Source organism: Echinicola pacifica DSM 19836 (assembly GCF_000373245.1).
Taxonomy (GTDB): Bacteria; Bacteroidota; Bacteroidia; order Cytophagales; family Cyclobacteriaceae; genus Echinicola; species Echinicola pacifica.
In genome coordinates this window covers 24385-47393 of the sequence record NZ_KB890742.1, presented here as the reverse complement: position 1 = coordinate 47393, position 23009 = coordinate 24385, and the positions used below count along the sequence as shown (strand labels likewise).

The 23009-nt window shown below is 47.8% G+C and carries 3 protein-coding genes; all 3 read left to right on the top strand.

The features are described 5' to 3' along the window. Window positions 1–907: 907 nt before the first annotated feature. The 3 genes from B050_RS0109910 to B050_RS0109900 are packed head-to-tail and all read left to right on the top strand — an operon-like array spanning window position 908 to window position 23005. Complete coding sequence (locus tag B050_RS0109910) at window positions 908–3247, top strand: DUF4347 domain-containing protein (RefSeq protein ID WP_083923261.1); 2340 nt, start codon at window positions 908–910, stop codon at window positions 3245–3247. Beyond that, window positions 3192–22019 (top strand): T9SS C-terminal target domain-containing protein, encoded by an 18828-nt coding sequence (locus tag B050_RS23425; RefSeq protein ID WP_018473760.1) that lies wholly within the window; start codon window positions 3192–3194, stop codon window positions 22017–22019. The genes B050_RS0109910 and B050_RS23425 overlap by 56 nt, the downstream gene beginning before the upstream one ends. Window positions 22020–22024: 5 nt before the next feature. Then, a complete protein-coding gene (locus B050_RS0109900) occupies window positions 22025–23005 on the top strand; it encodes a PorP/SprF family type IX secretion system membrane protein (RefSeq protein ID WP_026235776.1) in 981 nt (326 codons plus the stop codon). Window positions 23006–23009: the final 4 nt, after the last annotated feature.

Sequence of the window (23009 nt, the reverse complement as noted above, 5' to 3'; positions counted from 1 at the left end):
GAATTTGCTAAGCTTAGAGATGGCTTTTTTCTATTCATGAGCCTGCTCAGTACCATGGATGGGGTGCGGCCTTATGACAGGCAAAGAGTGTGTCAGGACTGGGATCTCAGTAGAAGAAATGAGCTTGGTATTTAGCTAAATGGATTTTTTAGTGCTTTTGTATAATAGTAAATGAGTGCTTTTGATAGCCGTAATAGGAAGGTTAAAGGTTTGTTATTAACAAATCAATAACAGGTATTAATTACGTTTAAAAAAAAGTGTTTGATTTTTAAAGATGGTTCTTTTGCCAAAGTTTAACTTATAACCATAAGTGAAATTAATTTTTGCATAAATAATGAAAAAAATATGAATAAAAGTTGTGATATGTACTTTGAAATAATAATATTGAGTAAGAAAACTAACAAGCCAACTTTTTGATATAGATTTTTGATTTTATAATGTTTGAAAATTAAGCCAACGATCAATATAGTTCAGACAATTTCACCAGTCTATTTTTTTTTGGTGATACTAGATTCTTAATTATCAGTTTTATATAAAAATAAAGTGTCCATTATACGCTATTTGAGTTGGTGTAAGGGGAAAGGTACGTTTATAGTAATTTTTATCTTTTAATATTATTTGAATAAATAATAATGATTTTCATAGTGATTCTTAGCCCTGGTGGGGCGGATTTTATAAAATTGAAATAATTTATAAACCTCTTTTTTATAGGTTTTGAATGGATAATTAGGCTTTAATCTTAGGAAAAATTAAGGCTGTTTTTACGTAGAATTGTTTAAAAAAACCGATTCTCCGCCACTAAGTTTTTAAAATTGCTGATAGATCGTCAGAATAGTCTTTTAGGCATTATAAGGTATTTGGCCTAATTCATTAGTTCTTCTGACTGAACAAAATATAAAGCCGATTTATGATTAGATTTCTACAAATATTTGTTTTAGGGATGATTACAGTGGCTGGTTCCGTCAGGGCTGAAGAGCCCAAGATTAAGCTTAGTTCACCCACTGTTTATGTCGATTCGGAGGTCAGAGATTTCCCTTGGACTGCCCTTAGTATGGCCACCGAGCAGGCTGGGCTATACCACTTTTATAGCCATGGTCGAGCTGGGGAGCTGCTTATTGATGGCAGCTGGCAGGATCCCATTGCGCTAGCGGCGTTTTTTGAAGAGCTACTTCCCATGGGGATTACTCATCTCAATATCTATGGATGTGAATTTGCCAAAGGCAGTAAAGGCTTAAAGGCTCTAGCGTATTTGGAGGGGTATTTAGGGATAAGCATTGCCGCCTCAGAGGATATCACTGGCGCTGGGGGAGATTGGGACTTGGAGGTAGGCACTTCCAGAGGAGTTATATCCTTGCCTGACTATCCTTATAGTCTTCAGTGTGCCGGAGTTGTTGGAGGCACGCTGGCTACAGATGATTATGACGGGGATGGTATCTGTAATGGAGAAGACTTAGATGATGATAATGATGGCATTCTTGATTATTACGAAGCCTGCGGCAGCCAAAGTGTTCCCTTTACCAGCCTGGGGCAGGCACGAGCCAAAGTGGTCAAGGAAGGAATCTATTATTTCAACTTAAATGGAGAGGTTTTTAGCACTTTTGTAGATGCCAATGGCTATGTCATGGTGACTATAGACTATGGGGATGGATCCGGCTCTTTGCCTCAGGTGAATGCCCTGGGAACTAGCAAAGCAACAGATGGCAGAGGTATTCTGTCCTCTGCTATTTTTGCCCAATTCACCAATCTTACCGAGGTAAGAATCTCCTCAAATACCGCCCAGACCCCCAATAAGCAAGGCATAGATGCTGTATCCACCAATGCGACCTTGCTGAACAAGATCATAAGCTTTTCCACCCTAAATAGAGGAGTACCGGATAACAATTTTAATAAATCCTGGGTAGGCACTAATGCGACTTACCTCAATGGAACTGCTACTTGCACAAGTACCAATGGCACGACTCTCAATGCTAATATTTTTCACCCCTGTGGATATACTCTTGGACTGCATTGGATTCCATCTGGGGGCTTGCAGCGGGCCTCCAGTAATTCGGGTGAGATTCTCAGTTCACAATATATGCGGATATGGGTTAGAGCAGCGGTGAATACCGATGATTGTGGAGATTCGGATATGGATGGGATTCATAACGAATTTGACCTTGACAGTGACGGTGATGGCTGTCCTGACGCTCTGGAGGGAAATGGCGGCATTACTCAGGCCGATTTTATTTCCTCCTCACTTGCAGGTGGTAATACAGGCCCTGACTTCACTGGCTATGCTACTGGGGTCACCGTTAACCTGGGGAATACCGTGGATGCCAATGGCGTTCCCACCATCGTCACCGGTGGCCAGAATGTTGGGACTGGCTTATTGCAAGGGGTGGATTCGGATGGGAATGGCCTCGGCGATGCTTGTCAGGATACTGATGGAGATGGCTTCCTAGATGGGGATGATGCCGATGATGATAATGACGGTATTCTGGATAATCTGGAAAATTGCATGATTATTAGTCATGGTTTTACCGGACTTACCCCAGCATCCAGAGATAGAGCCAAGCCAAATGACAATTTAAAAAGAGACTTGATCTTTGAGGCGAGTGCGGGTACTGATGAGTGGGAGTTTAACCTTTCCCTATCTATTCCTCATGGCTTGATAATCGAGTCTATTATTGGAGATAATGATTATGCCCGATCGGGTACAGTGACGGTGGATGGGCTGAGTGTGAACTTTGCCGGTACCACAGGTGAATTCCTAACGGTACGAAATGTTTCCGCTACCAAGGCCGATCATATCATTCATTATTCAGGGGAGGATGTGACTGTGGTAGGGGTGAGGATATATGATATGGACATGAATCCATTGATTTTTTATGATTTTGGAACCAATACCAGCCCATTAGCATCGGGATACGTGGGCGTAAGTCCCTCCAATTTCACAGGAAGTTTTCAGGTGTGCTATGGCTATATCCTGGATGATCTTGACAAGGATGGTCTGATCAATAGTATGGATCTGGACAGTGATGGAGATGGATGCCCGGACGCTTATGAAGGAGAAGCAGACGTGACTTTTGCAGATCTTCAGGATAGCAATCTAGCTGGCGGTAATTCTGGGCCAGGGTATTTGGGCTATTCAGGACCAGTAATTCAGAATTTCCCGGGACCAGTGGATGCCACGGGTGTTCCCTCAATCGTGAATGGTGGCCAGGGTAGTAATTTCAGCCTGGTGCCCACAGTGGATAGGAGATGGTGATGGTATAGGAGATGCCTGCCAGGATTCGGATGGAGATGGCGTGGCCAATGATGTGGATCAGGACGATGATAATGATGGCATTCTTGACCTGGAGGAAGGTAGCTGTACCGATATTACCCTTGACCTTTCTGATATTGTTGTAGGATCCTCCATGATCACCGAGGAGCAATTAGTTAGTTTTGGAACTTTCGATGGACTGGAAACAGGGAATTCGTCCAATTATATTGTAGGGACCACCGATGGTGACTTATCAATGGGTTATAACTCAGACAGTCAGGTGATGATTTACACCTTTACCTTTAGCAGTCCGGTGAATATTATTTTTTCCCAAGCAAATAATGGATTAGCGGATTTTGACCAAAATGACGGCTGGGGCATTCAGGTAAATGCAGGCTTGCTCCGAGTGGATGATCCGGACGGCGAACTTCAGCAGATCAACGGTGCCAATTCCGCAAATCTATCTTTTGTACCTACCCGGGCTACCGGACATACGCCTATCGCCAGCTCTAACTGGACGATCACCGCTACGAATATCACTTCTTATTCCCTAAGTTTCCAGAAATCCCCCCTATCTAATACTAATTCCAACCGGGGAGCCATTCGCCAGAAAGTCTCCTGCGTGGCGATAGACATAGACCGTGATGGGCTTGCTAATTACCTCGACCTGGATTCTGATGGAGATGGCTGCCCGGATATGCTGGAAGGAGACGGTGGATTTACCGCCGCTGACTATGTCGAGTCGACCATGGATGCCGGAAATACGGGCGACAATTATCTTGGATATGCTGCCCCGATAGCGGTAAACTTTGGGACGGATGTAAATGGAAATGGCATTCCTACTATCGTGGGCGCCGGCCAGGAGGCGGGGTCCAGTCAGTTTAGAGGCGTGGACTTGGATAGTAATAACCTCTCAGATTCCTGTCAGGATAGTGATGGCGACGGAGTCAGTGATTACGAAGATAAGGATGACGATAACGATGGTATCCTCGATGATCTCGAAATGGACCTATGCAAAGGCAACCTGACCTTTAGCTTTTATTCGGACGCTCCAGAGGGTGATACCTTCTTTAATTTTCCCACAGGCACGCCTTACTCCACTGGGGAAGTATCCGATTTCGATGTATGGAAATTGCAAAATGAGGTTTCTCCATCTGACCCTGATACTTACTCCATTCGGTATTCTGGATTTATAAAAATACCATCCTCCAACACCTATATATTTACTACCCGATCCGATGATGGGACTGGATTATACATAGACGGGGTCTTGGTCGTCAATAATGACGGGGTAAGACCTGCGCAGAATGCCTCTGGTAATATCTATTTGGAAGAAGGATTTCACCGTATTGAACTGTTGTATTTTGAAAATGGCGCAGGACAGGAGCTAAGCTTATATTATCAGAGTTCGTCCATTGCCTATACCAATGTGCCTTTCAGCATACTCTATCCCGACTCCTGTACAGATACCGATCAGGATGGAATCCTCAATTTCCTCGACCTGGATAGTGATGGTGATGGCTGCAGTGACGCTTATGAAGGTGGCGGTGGCTTTACGAGCAGCGACTTTACCAGCTCCTCCATGGCTGGAGGCAATACCGGGGATTTTTATAATGGATATGCTGGACCGGTATCCGAAAATCTAGGAATCACCGTAAATCTTGATCCCCAAAGTAATAGCTATGGCGTACCGATAAGTGCTGGTTCTGGGCAGGCTGTAGGCGAAAGCCTTAGCATCTCGCCAGACAATAATTCCAATGGAATAGGAGACAGCTGCGAGGATCTGGATGGTGATGGAATCTATAATACCGAAGATCGTGATGATGATAACGATGGCGTTCCTGATTTAGAAGAATCAAGTGGCTGCTATGGATCACTGGATTATGAGTTCTATGATGGGGTTCCCGCGGACAATTCATTTAGAAATATCCCCACCACTGGCGCCCTAGGCACAGGGACAGTCGCTAATTTCAATGTATTCCAATTGCAAAATTCTGTCGACCCCGGAAATACTGATAGCTATTCTATTCGCTATAAAGGCTTTATAGAGATCCTTTCTGGTGATAAATACAATTTTGTCCTGACCTCCGATGATGGAGCGGGCTTATATATCAATGATGTTTTGGTGGTGGATAATGATGGGTTTAGAGCAACTACCACCAAGCGTGGAAGTATTTATTTAAGTCCAGGAATATACCCGATAGAGATCGATTATTTTGATGTCAGTGGAGGAGAATTATTAACCCTAAGGTATTCCACCTCCAGTCTTGGGGAAAGAGATGTCCCATTCTCCATGCTCTCCTCCGTCAGTTGTATGGATAAGGATTTGGATGGATTATTCAATGCTTTTGATCTGGATAGTGATGGCGATGGCTGCCCCGATGCCACAGAGGGATCGGGCTCCATTACCAATGCAGAATTGGAAGTTTCGGCCATTGATGGAGGGAATACGGGTCCGGATTATTTGGGCTTTGCGGGTCCTGTGGTCCGAAACCTGGGCAACATTGTAAATACCAACTCCGGTAGCGGCGCTTATGGAGTGCCTACTATAGTAGGTTCGGGCCAGGGCTATGGTACGGGCCGTGAGATGAGTGGAGATGTGGATGGAGATAGTATTGGGGATACCTGTGACTGCTATGATAATTCGTTACCAGATACTGATGGGGACGGTGTGCCCGATTATATTGACGTGGATAGTGATAATGATGGCATTTTTGATTACCTGGAAGGGGATGATTCTGTCGATACTGATGGGGATGGTGTGCCCGATTATTTGGACCTGGACTCAGACAATGATGGTATTTCTGACCTGGTGGAAGCTCTTGGAGATTATAGTTTAGAAATCTGCGAATATGAAGATGGAAATGTAATTAATCGGATTACCCTTTGTGAAACTGGGGAATCTGTGGGAGGAGAAATCACTCCAAATAATACAGACTTTATAATGAATATGAATCCTGATGATCTTCCCGATTATATAGATCTGGATAGCGATGGTGATACCTGCCCTGATGGCTTGGAAGGACGCTATGACCCCAGTCTGGTCAATACGGCAGATTATCTGACGGTAAGCCCTGCCGATGTGGATGCTAAAGGAGTGATCGCTTCCCTAGGCTGCCTATCGCCCACCACGGATGACTGGACCAATCAGGATGTGAATGATGCCTGCTGTGAAATAGACGAGAGCACATTAGCCCTAAGCTTAATAGCACCAAGCACCTGCTCCCCCGCAAATGACGGAAGTATAATCATCAGCGGTGGAAACTTAAAGGCTAATACCGAATATGCTATAGCCTATACCTATGAAAGTGCGGCGATAGCTCCTTTCGTAATCAGCACTGGAGAGGATGGCTCACTGACCATCACTGGCTTATCGCCAGGCGAATATACTGCAATAAACATCACCTCTGAGGAATACCCAAGTATCTGTATGGGGACGGTGCCAGGATCTCCGTTTTTGCTTCCTGTTTTTGAAAATACCCTGCTATTACAGAATGATGATATAGCCAATGTGCAATGCTTCGATGGCGCTGATGGAGGGATATATATTAGTATCTCTGGTGGTACTGGCACTTATCAGTATGACTGGACCACCGCGGATGGATCAGGGATTCAGCCAGGAATAGAGGATCAGACCCAACTGACCGCAGGTACCTATAATGTGACTGTCACAGATCTAGCCACCCTCTGCGTGATAAGCCTCAATAATATAGTGGTTACAGAGCCTGCTGAGCCATTGTCCGGCGCAGGAGAGCCTGTGGATATTGTCTGTTTTGGCGATAGCTCTGGCTCCATTACACTGACTCCTTCGGGCGGAACCGCCCCTTATACCTATCAGTGGTCCACCGTGGATGGGGTGATAAACCCTGATCAGCTGACAGATAAAGACCTTACCGATCTGCCTCTAGGAACCTATTCGGTGGTGATCACCGATGCCAATGGATGTACCAATCCTGAAGAGCTACTATGGGAGCTCACCTCACCAAGCGCTCCTGTGTCTGGAACCTATGTGCAAACTGATGTGCTATGCTTCGGAGCTGCCACTGGGGCGATAAACCTCAGCCCGGCAGGTGGTGCAGGCCCCGCCTACTCTTATCTATGGACGACCACAGATGGGATCATCCCTGCCGGACAGGAGACCCAGCAAGATTTGTCTGGATTGGTTTCTGGTACCTATGAGCTGGTGATTTCTGATGCCTCAGGCTGTACCAACCCGGACCCAATAGCGGTCATCATTACCCAACCTGCGGCGGCAGTGACGGTGACGGGTGCAGGAACTGACATTCTATGTTTTGGCGGAGCTACTGGAAGCATCACCGCCTCTCCAGTGGGCGGGACCGCTCCCTATTCTTATCTATGGACCACCAGCGATGGCAATATCCCGTCGGGCCAAGCGATCGTAGAGGATCCATCAGGACTTACAGCAGGTACTTATACCCTTAGAATCACCGATGCCAATGGCTGTGTGTATGATGCCGCCCTCGCCATTAGCCTTAGTCAGCCTGCTGCATCAGTAGCAGGAAGTACCAGCCAGGTAGATATCCTATGTAATGCCCATGACACCGGAAGTATTAGCTTGATCCCGGAAGGAGGAGTAGCTCCTTATACCTTCCTCTGGACCACCAGCAATGGCAATATCCCATCGGGCCAGGAAATCGTGCAAGACCCTACCGGCCTGACCGCAGGAACATATATCGTCACCATCACCGACCAAAATGGCTGTACCAACCCAGTTCCTGTGGAGGTGACCTTGACGGAGCCCACCGAGATCGTCCTTAAAGAAACCCTGCTTAGCCATAAAAATGTCACCTGCGATGATCCTAATTCGGGCGGATTCGTGGTGGTAGCTTCAGGCGGTGTCGGACCATATACTTATTCCATAGATGATTTTGCTAGCAGCAATACCACAGGTGATTTTGCAGAATTGCCGAGTGGAACTTATAATGTACAGGCTCAGGATGCCAATGGATGTGTGATCCCCGGCGCACTTAGGGTCGTAATTAGCTCCTTCTGTATCGATGTGGTCAACAGCCAGGCGGTGGAGGACACCGATGGAGATGGAACCACCAATCCTGGGGATCGTGTAAACTATACCATCACCATTACTAATTCCGGTGAACAGCCAATTACAGGCATTGCGTTGGCCGAGACTTTCTCAGATGCCCTAGGCAGGGCTCTAACCATGGATAGTGGTCCGGCATTTAGCCAATCTTCTGAGGCTTCTCCACAAGGAACGCTTGCCTCGGGAGAATCCGCAATTTATTTGGCAGAATTTACCTTGACCCAAGCGGTGGTCAATGCCGGTGGACTCATCAGCCAAGTGAAGGGAACTGCCACCGGAAATGACGGCATCCCTGTGGAGGATGTCTCCGATAATGGTATCGATGATGACGGCAATACCTCCGATGATCCTACCTTATTGAATATCCCGGAATCGCCTCTATTGGTATTGGTGAAAACCGCCGCGGTGACCGATAATGATAATAGTCTATCGACCACCGCAGGTGATAAAATCACCTATTCCTTTACCCTGACCAATGAAGGGAATGTCACTATTACAAGCCTCAAAGCCACTGATACACTTCAGGATGTGGAGGGTAAGGCACTAAATCTGAGTAGTCCATTTACCTTTGTGAGTTCTTCTACAGGGAATAATAATGCGACGGATATTGGACCGTCTGAGGTGAAAACCTATACCGCATCCTACCTTCTTACCCAGGCAGATATCGATGCCGGAGGCGTGAGTAATACCGCCTTGATCGAAGGGCTCACCGCCCAAGGTACCGATGTCTCGGATCGGTCTGATGAGGGCAACCCTGACAATGGTGCGGATGATCCGACAGAAACGCTTATTACCAAAGCGGCAGAAGTGACGCTGGTCAAAATCGCCAGTACTATAGAGGATGTTGACTTCAGCTCCGACAATAATGTAGGGGATCGATTGACTTACACTTTTACCATCAGGAATACAGGTAATGTAACCATTAGCAATCTTGTGCTGACAGATGATTTCTTACCGGATGGCACCGATCTCAGCCTATTTGAAACCAGCCTTCTTCCTGGCAAAGGTACTTCACTAATGGTGGATTATACCTTGGTACAGGAAGATGTGAATATTGCGAGCATTACTAATTCGGCGACGATCACCGGGACCGATCCCGATGGACTGACCCTATCGGATATCTCCGATGATGGCAAGACCGGTGACGGTGATACTGGTGATGACCCCACCGTGGTGGATCTGCAAACCAATGCCATTCTTTCGTTCCATAAAATTGCGACCTTCAATGATGCCAATGGCGATGGACTTCCACAGGCTGCAGAAACCATCACCTATAAGTTCTCCGTGCGCAATACAGGGCATATGACCATCAATTCCATCACGATCGACGATAGTGAGCTTGGATTTACAGGCGAGGCCCTGAGCCCGTCCTCTTTGGACCCTAACCAAAATGGATCTATTCCTAATCGCGTATATACCCTCAGTCAAGCGGATATAGATCAGGGAGAAGTCAGTAATACCGCTACGGCCACAGGAGATCGGGCAGACGGTGACGGCACGGTGTCCGATATTTCTGATGACGGCGTTTCCTCCAATGGTGTGGATACTCCTACGCTTACGGTATTGACTCAGTTGGCACAATATGATCTTGTCAAAACAGGAGTATATGAAGATACCAATGGCGATAATGTGGTGAATGCCGGCGACAGAATTATTTATGACTTTGAAATCACCAATTCTGGAAATGTCACCTTGGACAATACTACGCTGACAGACGCTAAGCTAAGCTTGACCGATGCAGCAGTCTATACGGCCTATGATAATATAACGGAAGTAAGCAGTCTTGCTCCGGAAGCAAAGGCTTATAGCCAAGTGCCTTATACTATCAGCCAGGCAGATATGGATGCTGGGAAAGTCGTCAACTCAGCGCAGGTAAATGGAACTGACCCTAATGCCATTGTGGTAACTCAAACCTCTGACAATGGGCTGGGTACCGGGGCGACCGTGGTAAACTTAGCCAAAGCACCTTCGCTAGAATTGGAGAAAACGGCACTCGTAAATGACGGCAATGCCAATGGTCGAGTGGATGCAGGAGAGATCATTACCTATACATTTGACCTTACCAATACTGGAAATGTCACTATAAAAACCCTCACTGTTACTGATCCACGCATTGGTATGTCCAATAAGGGTACAGTACCAGCCAGCCTGGCTCCTGGAGCAAGTGCCGTGGTGAGCGGCGAATATGCCATCACCCAGGGGGATATCGATGCAGGAAAAATAACCAATAGCGCCACAGCCAGGGGACTCGATCCCTTCGGATTTGAGGTGCTAGACCTGTCAGACGATGGATCTGAGATTGGTAATCAAAATACACCGACGGTTACCCTCCTGACCAATGAGCCTTCCATGAAAGCCGTAAAAGTGCAGACGGTGGAGGATACCAATGGGGATAATTTGACGGGAGGAATTGGTGATTTGGTGAGCTATAGCATCAGCCTGTCCAATACTGGAAATACCAGCCTGTCAAGCATTAGCCTGGTGGATGACTTCAGAGATGCCTTGGGCGTTTCGATGACCCTGGATGCCGGTCCGACTTTCGATGCTGCTTTGTCAGACAATATCAAAGGAACCCTGCTTCCGGGGCAAATAGCCGTATATAACGCCTCATTTGTCATTGTACAGCCCGTGGTGGATGCCGGAGGCCTGTCCAATTCAGTCACCTTCTCCGCCACTTCTCCTACAGGCCTCATTACTGACCTCTCAGATGACGGGGACGATGAGGATGGCAATAGCACAGACGACCCTACAGAACTGGCCATCCCAGAATCTCCTGAGCTGACGGTGCTGAAAACTGCGAAAATTAATGATCTTAACCTAAGTGGGGCCACCGATGCCAATGACCGGGTGGACTATACCATCACCGTAAGCAATACGGGTACGGTGTCCTTATCAGCGATCACACTCGTCGATGTGCTTACCGATAGGAATGGTGAGGGGCTATCCCTTAGCACTGATCCTACCTTTAGGAATGCAGACCAAGGAAGCGCCGAGGGACAACTGGCACCAGGCGAAACCGCCACCTATGATGCTACTTATATCCTGACCCAGGCGGATATGGATGCCCAGGGCCTCATCAATACCCTGACGGCCTCCGCTCAGAGTCCTGCCGGTACGCCGGTGTCTGATATCTCCGATGATGGAGATACCGGTACGGGAGATACGGGAGATGACCCTACCGTGACGATCATTCCTAAGACTCCGCAATTGACGCTTATCAAGACCGCCAGTGGTCCGGAGGACCTCGATGGAAGTGGGGATAATAATATCGGCGATGCCATAACTTATACTTTCCATATTATCAATACAGGAAATGTCACTATCAGTAATTTGGTATTAACGGATTCGTTCTTACCCGCAGGAACAGACCTTACGGTGTCCCCTGAGGTGCTGGCTCCAGCAGAGACGGTGGACGTTACGGTGACCTATATTCTTACTCAGGCGGACATCGATGCAGGATTTGTGCAGAACAGTGCGCTTATTTCTGGCCAGGATCCGGATGCTGTCGGAATTAGTGATGTCTCTGATGATGGAGATGAGGGGGATTCAGATCTCGATCCGGATTCCCTAGGGGACAATGACCCTACTTATGTGGACCTGAGCACAGAAGCTTCTTTAAATTTCCTCAAAACAGCCCTGTTTAATGATGAAAATGGGAATGGATTCCCTGATGCTGGCGAAACGATAAGCTATAGCTTCTCAGTGAAAAACACGGGGAATATCACCATCGATAACCTAAGCTATGATGACCAGAACCTAGCCATCACCGATGCGCCGATAAGTCCTTCCAAAATCGGTCCGGGACAGACTGGTACAGGGGCTCAGGTGGATTATACCCTGAGTCAGGCTGATATCGATCTGGCAACTGTCTCCAATCAAGCCACCGTCCAAGGGAATCGCCTTGATGGGGAAGGGGAAGTATTTGACCTCTCCGATGACGGCAATCCGGCAAATGGTGGAAATAACCCTACCAAATCCAGCTTAGCACAAAATATAAAACTATCCCTACAGAAAACCGGCGAATATGTCGATACGAATGGGGATGGCGTGGTCAATGTAGGCGATGAGATCAACTATACCTTCACCACAGTCAATATTGGCAATACTACCCTTGCGAATATAACCCTTATAGACGATAGAGTGGGAGTGATCACTCCCGGCCGATCCATGGTGCCGGATATTCTAGCACCTACCGAGACGGCGACCCTCTCCATTACTTATCCTGTGACCTTGCAGGACATGAATGATGGCAAAGTGATCAATCAGGCGACCGTATCAGGAAGCACAGAATCAACGGCTATTAACCAGTCATTCCTTTCCAATGAATCCACCGTATTATTACCCAAAGCTCCATCTGTAGCCTTGGTAAAAACCGCTGTGGTGGTGGATGCCAATGGGAATAATAGAGATGATGTGGGCGATGAAGTGGATTATACCTTCAGGCTGGAGAATACAGGAAATGTGACCCTCAGCTCCTTGAAAGTTTCGGATGAGAAATTAGGAGTGGAAAATCTGGCCTTCTCCCCATCCTCCATTGACCCGGGACAAGTCGCCATGGCCTATGCCACTTATGATCTTAGCCAGACGGATATGGACAATGGCCAGGTGCTCAATGAGGCCCTGGCTTCCGCCAAAGATCCTCAAGGCATCACCCTGACCCAACGCTCTGATAATGGCGAAGGTACAGGGGCAACCATTACACCTCTGAGTCCTGATCCTGTAATAGAAGTGGTGAAAGTCCAGTCTGCCGCTGATACCAATGAAGATGGAGTAAAAGGTGGTGTGAATGACCTGATAACCTATGCCGTTCTCGTCAAAAACACAGGAAATGTGACCCTCAACAGTATAGTACTAGAGGATCTGCTGGTGGATGAAATGGATAGACCATTGGGACTTACCAGTGGACTGGATTATATCGTCGCCAACAGAGGCAGCGCGGAAGGAACTCTCAAGCCTGGTGAGTCGGCGGCTTACTCGGCCACCTATATGCTCAGTCAGGCTGATGTGGATGCCGGAGGCCTGTCCAATCAGATCACCGCCACCGCCAACAGCCCCGCAGGAGTGGAAATATCCGACCTGTCAGACGATGGCGATATCAGTAACGGTGCCGATAATCCTACCGTTTGGGAGATCCCTGAGGCTGCAGGACTTGAACTGATCAAACTGGCGGTACTCGCCGACAGCGATAATAGCCAAACGGATAATGAAGGAGATCAAATTACCTTCACCATTACCGCCACCAATACGGGCAATGTCACCTTGACAGGCCTCTCTCTTATCGATGATATTACAGACTTGGATAATAATACACTGAGCCTTGACGCCCCTCTGGCCTTCCTATCTGCCAGTATGGGAAGTGCGGAAGGAACGCTCAAGCCTAGTGAGTCCGCAACTTATCAGGCAGTATATACCGCCACACAGTCGGATATCAATGTGGGCGGAATAATCAATTCGGCCACAGGGAATGCCCTCACGCTGCAAGGCACCAACTTATCGGACATCTCCGATGAAGGCGATCCGCTTAATGGAGAAGATACCCCTACCCAGGTCGATTTTGTGCAAAGCCCAGCAATGGAGCTAATCAAGACCTCAAGAATCATTGATATTAATAATAATATGACCAATGATGAGGGGGATGAAATCGCTTATACCTTCCGCATCCAGAATATCGGAAATGTCACCGTGGACAATCTTGAATTGGTGGATACCAAACTCCCTTCTCCAATCCTTCTAAGCCAGAGCACCTTGCAGCCAGGAGAAATCGAAGAGGTCATCGTCAACTATACCCTGACACTGGAGGATATCAATAGTGGCAAGGTCTCCAACAGAGCCCGAGTAAATGCCACAGATCCAGATGCTATGCCGATAACCGACGTGTCTGACGATGGAAATGACGCCGATACGGATGGAGATGGCGATCCAGGAAATGACCCTACCATTACCCTGCTACCTTCTGTACCAGAGCTGGCTCTAGATAAGACCTTCATCCTCAATGATGAAAATGCCAATGGCCGTCCAGATGCTGGAGAGACCATTACTTACCAATTTACCGTGACCAATGTGGGATATGTGACCATTAGCGATTTGACCATAGATGATGAGAAACTCGCCATCGCTGGTCTGGAAGTGAGCCCGGCGATCTTGGATCCAGGACAGGTAGGTACGATCAGCGATCAGACCTATATCCTTAGCCAAAATGATATTGACCTAGCCATAGTAGCTAATGATGCGCTGGTCAATGGGCTGGATAATGAAAGCAATCCGGTTTCCGATATCTCTGATAATGGCGATGCAGGTGATGGATCAGATGATCCTACGCTTACCGAGCTGGCCAAGGATGCTCAAATCTCCCTGGATAAAACAGGCGTCTATGCCGATGATAATGGCGATGGCGTGGTCAATGCCGGCGATGTGATCAACTATTCCTTCACCGTGCTCAATACCGGAAATGTCACCATCAAAGTACTCAAACTGAAAGATGACTTCTTGCCTTTAGGAACCGACCTGACCTTGTCACCGATCTCTATTGGTCCAGGTCTGACGGCTACTGCCACTGTGGAATACCGCCTAAATCAGGATGATATCGATGCTGGAACGGTAATTAATATTGCGACAGCAGAAGGTACAGATCCTGATATGGTAAAAGTCACAGCTAGCGATAACAATCAGGTGGATCTACCTAAATCTCCAGAACTGGAACTGATAAAAACCGCAGAATGGATAGATGCCAATAGCTCAGGCAGGGAAGATGTGGGGGATAATATTACCTACAGTTTTGTAGTCACCAATATAGGCAATGTGACCATAAGTGCATTGACCCTTGAGGATGCTCGATTGAAGGTGTCCAATAAGGGCTTTTTCCCTCAAATCATAGGGCCAGGTGAGTCGGCGACCACCAGCTATATCTATAACTTGCTTCAGCAAGACCTCGATGATGGAGAAGTGGTGAATTCAGCGACCGCCACAGGCCAGGATCCAGATGGAGAGGATGTGTCTGACCTTTCGGATTTTGGAGCAGGAGATGGTAGCAGCCCGACCGAGCAGCCACTGGCGCAGCTGCCATCACTGGAGGTAGTGAAAAAACAAGTATTCCAGGATGTCAATTTCGATGGGCTCACAGGCATAGGAGATCAGGTGAACTATACCATGACCATCCATAATACCGGAAATGTGACCATTTCGACCTTGACCCTTACCGATACATTCCTGGATGCAAACAGCCTACCACTCACCCTGAGCAGCGAGCCGACCTATATGGCAGCGGGCTCGGATAATGTGGAAGGAATATTGGCCCCCGGCCAAAAAGCACTATATACGGCTTCCTTCATCATCAACCAACAAGCGGTGGATGCTGGTGGACTAAGCAATAGCCTGCTGGTGGAAGGCGTGGATCCTACTGGAGCAGCGGTGTCCGATGTCTCTGATGATGGGGACGATACTGATGGCAATTCCGAGGATGATGTGACCGAAATGACCATAGAGGAATTCCCTTCTGTGGAGGTGACTAAGATGCAGTCCATCTCTGATGATGATGCCGATGCGGCGTATTCGGCAGGGGATATTATTAGCTATGAGATCGAAGTAACAAATACTGGAAATGTAACGCTATCCGCCATCACGCTGGAGGATGTGTTTAGCAGAAAAGATGGGCAATTGCTGTCCTTGGATGCGGGGCCTGATTTTGATGCGGCACAGTCGGATAATACCGAAGGGCTACTCGCTCCCGGACAGGTCGCTATCTATGAGGCCAGCTATGCGCTGCTTCAGTCTGATGTGGACTTTGGCGGACTGACGAATACCGTGACGGTGAGCTCCCTCAGCCCGGCAGGTACCAGCACCACTGATATCTCTGATGATGGGGATGATCTGGATGGCAATAGGGTGGATGACCCTACAGAATTGCTCATCCAGGAGCATGCCTCCCTGATCGCTCAGAAAATCCTGGATTCGGTGGAAGATGTGGATGCCAATGGGGAAGATAATGTGGGCGATATCGTCCATTATACCATCACCGTGACCAATACAGGAAATGTCACCTTGGCGAATCTGCAGCTGGTGGACGAACTGCTGGATGCAAGAGGTAAGGTACTTAGCCTAACCAACGGACCGGCATTTGCCTCTTCCTCAGACGGCAGTCCGGAAGGAGAACTCCAGCTGGATGAGACGGCCAGCTATACCGCGAGCTATACCCTCAGCCAATTAGATGTGGATGCAGGTGGGGTATCTAATGCGGTGACCGCCACTGCGACGAGCTCTCAAGGTACCCAGATAATGGACGTCTCGGATGATGGCATCAGCGATGATGGCAATACTAGAAATGACCGCACAGACCTGTTTATAGAAGAACGACCTGAAATAGAAGTGGTCAAACCATCTCCAGTCATCAATCAAAATGATGGAAATAGCACCCTAGATGCGGGAGATGAATTGGTTTATACTATCACGGTCCAAAATACCGGAAATGTAACGCTCAGAAATATTGTCCTTTCCGATGAACTCCATAATTACCTGGATGAAATTATCGAGATAGAGAGCCCAAGCTATAGCGGAACAGACGGGAGCAGCCTGGAAGGCAAACTGCTGCCATTGGAGACCGCTACCTATACCTTGGCTTATACCCTGACGCAGCAAGACATAGATGCTGGCGGCGTGTATAATTCCGCCTCGGTCATTTCGCTGAGCCCGAATAATATAGAGACTCTGGATATCTCCGATGATGCTGATGATACCGATGGAAATGTGGTGGATGATGTGACTGAGTCCATTATCCCTCCATTGCCTGCGATTACTTTGGTCAAAGAAGGGGTGTTTATGGATGAGAATGGTGATGGATGTACCGATGTAGGCGAAAGCATCACCTATACACTTACCGCCAGCAATGAGGGTAATGTGTCTCTTCATCAGGTCATGCTGAGCGATCCCCTGATTACAGATGCTCAACTGCTGCTCATCAGTGGGGATGAAAACCGCAATTCTATTCTGGATGTCTCGGAGGTTTGGACTTATGAAGGAGTCTATCTCCTGACCCAGGAAAATATAGACGAAGGTCTGGTGACCAACCAGGCAAGCATCACGGCCACCGCCCCGGATGCTACAGAAGTAACTGACCTCTCCGGCACAGCAGGGGATAATGACGAACCGACGCAGCTCAGCCTATGTCAGCAATCGGCCTTGACTATGGTGAAACAAGCCGTCTTTGAGGATGAAAATGCCGATGGATGCGTGCAGCCTGAGGAGACAGTGACCTATACCTTCATCATTAATAATACTGGCAATGTATCCTTGACCAATTTGGAGATCCTTGACCCACTATTACCAGAGGGCACAATCCTACTGGATCAGGGTGACCTGAACGCAGACGGGGTGCTGGATGTGACCGAAAGCTGGACCTATAAGGCTACTTATACCATCAGTCAGGAGGATATTGACGCAGGAGTAATAGTCAATCAAGCCACCGCCACCGCCACCGACCCTATGGGTGGTGCGCCTACGGATATGTCAGGTACGGCAGAGGACAACGATCAGCCGACCAGCCTGGCACTCTGCCAGCAAGCCGCAGTGGCCTTGATGAAAACAGCCCAGTTTATGGATGAGAATGCCGACGGATGTGCAGACAGTGATGAATCAATTCTCTATCAATTTGAAGTCCATAACCTAGGAAACGTATCCCTGAGGGGGCTGGATCTGACAGATCCTAAATTGGCCGCAGGACAGATTCAATATATCGATGGGGATGTGGATGGCGATTCGGAATTGGATGTGACCGAAATATGGACCTATGAGGGATCTTATATTCTTAGCCAGGTAGATATTGACCAGGGAGCAGTGGAGAATCAGGCCACGATAGTGAGCAGCGCACCAAGTGGGGCCACCATCAGGGATCTCTCGGGACTTTCCGCAGAGGATGATGATCCGACCGTATTGACCCTATGTCAGCAGCCGGCAATATCCCTCATCAAAACGTCTCTGCTGCTAGATGAAAATGGCGACGAATGCGCCAATGCCGGTGAGACGGTGCAGTATAATTTCACCCTAGCAAATGAGGGCAATGTGTCTCTCGAAGTATCAGAAATTACTGATCCACTTCTGCTGGATGAGACGATCGTGTTGATCGATGGGGATATCAATTTTGATGGAATCCTGGATGTCAATGAAACCTGGATATATAAAGCAGACTACCGCATACCTCAAACTGATATTGACCTTGGACTTATCAATAACCAAGCTTCCGCCAGCGCCATCACGGCTGGAGGGCTAAGTGTCAGTGACCTATCAGGCAGCAGTGCCGATAATGATGAGGTGACCACCACGACTCTATGCCAGCAGTCAGGCATCGTCTTAGTCAAGACGGCGGCCTTCATCGATGAGAATGAGGATGGATGTGCTGACCCGGGTGAGTCGATTACTTATGGCTTGGTATTGACCAATTCCGGAAATGTATCCCTAAGCAATATCCTCCTAAATGACCCACTCCTGGGCGATGACGGACTGGTGTTTGGTGGAGGCGATACTGATAATGATAATCAGCTGGACGTCACCGAAACCTGGGTGTACAGTGGTGTCTATATTCTGGGCACTGACGACCTGGACTTGGGCTCAGTGAATAACCAGGCAGAGGTGAGCGCTGTGGGCCCTGATGGAATTACCATCTCGGATATCTCTGGCACTGATGCCGATAATGATGAGGGTACACTGATAGAATTGTGTCAGGAATTCGGAATAGGTCTGATCAAAAGAGCACAGCTTATCGATAGTGATGAGGATGGCTGCTCCGATGCAGGGGAGACTATTCAGTATGACTTTGAAATATATAATCTTGGCAATACCTCCATCTCAGAGGTACAGCTGAGGGATCCTATGCTCGGCGAGGGCTTGATCGAATATGTGTCCGGTGATGAGGATGGCGATACGCGCCTGGATGTGGGAGAAATATGGGCTTATACTGCTCTATATACGCTCAGTCAGGCAGAGGTAGATACTGGAGAACTTACCAATCAAGCCAGCGTAACAGGCCTAGATCCTAATGGTGAACCACTAAGTGATCTGTCAGGCTCCGCGCTGGATAATGATACCGCGACCGTCCTCGGCTTATGCCAAGTGGGAGAGATGACGTTGGTGAAAACGGTGGTCACTGATGACGACAGCGAGGACTGTGCCTTGGCCGGACAACTCGTGACCTTCCGATTTGAGCTGCGAAATACGGGTAATGTTTCCCTGCTGAATATCAGTCTTACCGATACCATTCCTACGGTGAGCCTACCCGCTCTTGAGTCGGGTGATACCGATGGGGATCAGCAATTGGATGTAGGCGAGATGTGGATTTATTCCGCTACCTATACTCTTACTCAAGCCGATGTGGATCAGGGGATAGTGGAAAATTATGCCACCGCTATCGCGGCAAGTCCATTAGGCGAAAGAGTAAAAGATCTCTCTGGCACCAGCGAAGATAACGATGAACCTACAGCAGTGATCATCTGCGAGTCTGCCAGCATGGCCCTGGTCAAAACGGGGGTTTCCATGGATGAAAATGGAAATGGCTGTGCAGATGAAAATGAAACCATCCAATATACCTTCGAGCTTAGCAATACCGGCAATGTCTCCCTTGCTGAAATAAGGCTGGAAGATTCCCTGCTGGATGGGGCTACTATTACCCTGATGGGTGGGGATACTGATGGAGATGGACAATTGGATGTGGATGAAATCTGGAACTACCAGGCACAATATACCATCACGCAGGCTGATATCGATCTAGGTCAGGTTTCTAACCAAGCCCTAGCCAATGCGCTCAGCCCAACCGCTGTGCCACTGGAAGTACTATCAGGAACTGCCGTTGGCAATGAGGAGGTGACCATCACCAGTATCTGTCAAAACTCGGTAATCGCCCTGATCCAGGAGCCGGATAGCAATTTGAGGCTGGCGGCAGATGGTTGCATGAGAGCAGGGGATCCGATCACCTATAACTATATAGTGATCAATGAGGGCAATGTGACCCTTCGGGAGGTGTCTATCAGCGATCCGCTCGTTCCTATGGATGCTTTAAATTATGAATCAGGAGATATTAATATGAATGAGCTCCTCGATGTAGGCGAAGAATGGATCTATTCCGGCCAATATAATGTGACGCAGGAGGATATCAACGCTGGATACGTAAGCAATCAGTCCATGGTACAGGCGACCGACCCTGCTGGAGATATCCTTCAGGACCTCTCAGGCACCATGGATGCGAATGATGAGCCGACGGTGGTGGATATTTGTCAAGCCCCTAATATTGCTTTGAGCAAAACAGGAATATTTATCGACGCTAATGCCAATGGCTTTGCAGACCTGGATGAGCTGATCCAATACACTTTCACAGTGGAAAATAATGGAAATATGGCCTTGTCAAATATCATGGTCACTGATCCTAAAGTGACGGTGATGGGGGGACCTATTACGAATCTGATGCCTGGGCAAATAGATGAAGCCAGCTTTACGGCCAGCTATATCATCACAGAGGAGGATATCCTGACAGGCGTAGTCATCAATAGTGCCACTGCTGAGGGTACCACGCTCAATGGCCAGGTGATCACCGATGTCTCTGATGATCCTAATGATCCTACGAACAGGGATGATGACGCTGATGGAGATGGGGAAGATCGTACCTCTACGGCGCTTCCTGTACCAGCAGTAGTGGGCAAAATCTCCTTCAGCATGGAAGGCGTATGGGTGGATAATGATGAGGATGGATATGCCGATGTAGGAGAGACCATTCAGTACAGTTTCGTGATCGACAATACCGGAAATGTAACCCTTCATGGGGTCTATATTGATGCGGGGGACATCGAAATCATTGGAGATAGACTGAATAGATTGCTGCCAAGACAGGCGGATTCCGGGTCATTTATAGGTTTCTATACCCTCACCGAGGCGGACCTCAAGGCAGGTAGTGTGACCCGCAGTGCGCTGGCCGTCGGAGATAATCCACGCGGGGTACAGGTGTCTGATATCTCTGATGATCCGACAAATGCCACAGATGATGACCTCAATGAAGATGGGGATCCTGATGATCCTACCGTGACCGAATTCCCGGTAAGGAATGTGGATCTGCAGGTACAGAAGTCCTCAGCAGGACAGGAAATCTACGAGGGCAACCTCTTTACTTATCAGCTGAACTTGTTTAATAATTCAGATGCGGAAGCCTTCAATGTAATCTTTACTGATACCCTTCCGGATAATGTGGCTTACCATTCTGTGATCATGCACTCAGATAATGAGGGAATCCAAACCAATATCAATGGACAGATCATCAGCTGGACGGTTCCTCAGTTGGCTGGAGGCGGAGAGATCGCCTTGAGTCTGACCGTGAAAGCACTGGATCCTGGTACGGTGATCAACTCAGCGGTGGGAAGCAGTGATGGGGAGGATGCCATTCCTTCTGATAATAAAGCGACTGATATCAATATTATTAAAGCCTTCCGAGTACCGAATGTCATCACTCCTAATGAAGATGGAGAAAACGATGCGTTTGAAGTCTTAGGTTTGGGCAAATTTGATAAAAATGAATTGGTGATTTTTAACAGGTACGGGGATCATGTCTTCCAGTCAGAAGACTACCAAAATGACTGGAGTGCCAAAGGACAAGTGTCAGGCACTTACTATTATATTCTCAAAGCATGGGATGCCTCAGGTGACCTGCATGAGTTTAAAGGATGGATTCAGGTAATAAAAGATTAATACTCATGAAAGCGATGAAAAAAATAATCTGGCTAGTAATTATCATGGGAGCAATAGGTATTGCTCCCCGTAGGGGCCTAGCCCAGCAGCTGCCGCAATATAGCCAATACATGTTTAATGGATTGAGCATAAATCCCGGTTATGCGGGCTATAAGGGCATGCCTTATTTCCAGTCCAGCTACAGGAGCCAATGGGTGAATTTTCCAGGAGCTCCAAGGACATTTTCTGCCTCAGTAGATATGAGTGCCAATGAAGGTCGGATGGGCTTCGGTCTGTCCCTTTATAATGACCAGCTGGGGCCTGCCATGACCAATAATATTACCGCTACTTATGCCTACCGGGTGCAGACAGGAGAGGAGTCCTTCCTAGGTTTAGGAATAGGTGGCGGCGTTTCGGAATATGTGATCGATGGCTCGGTACTGGACCCCAATGATTTCCCGGATTCGGAAATCCCTCAGGGAAGGGTAAATCTATTTACCCCAACCCTCAATACCGGGATATTCTTTAATACCCCAAGATTCTATGCAGGCTTAAGTGCCTATAATCTTATTGGCAAGAAATCCCTGGAGCGCAAGGACATCGCTTTGGCCTACCATGACTTCCATTATTACCTGACTGCCGGGATGCTGCTGCCACTCTCCAAGTCTGTGCAAATAAAGCCGTCTTTCCTGGTGAAAGAAGTGAAGGGTGCTCCTACCAATTATGATATCAACTTAATGTTTCTGTTTCTCGAAAGAATTTGGCTAGGCTCCAGCTACCGCTCCAATACCAAGATCTGGAATGATAACCTGCCTGATAACCTGAGCAATAGGAATTCGGTGGTTTTCTTAATGGAGTTTTTTGCGGGGAGCAGCTGGCGCATTGGCTACGCTTATGATCATAATTTGAATGTACTGAATCACTATGGGAATGGCTCTCATGAGATTTCTCTGGGCTATTATCTGGCACCAAAGCAGCGTAGAATGCAGAATTCAAGATGGTTTTAATCAT

Coding starts and splice junctions, on each gene's coding strand:
- B050_RS0109910 (WP_083923261.1), top strand. CDS start 908: ATGATTAGATTTCTACAAATATTTGTTTTAGGGATGATTACAGTGGCT.
- B050_RS23425 (WP_018473760.1), top strand. CDS start 3,192: ATGGTGGCCAGGGTAGTAATTTCAGCCTGGTGCCCACAGTGGATAGGA.
- B050_RS0109900 (WP_026235776.1), top strand. CDS start 22,025: ATGAAAGCGATGAAAAAAATAATCTGGCTAGTAATTATCATGGGAGCA.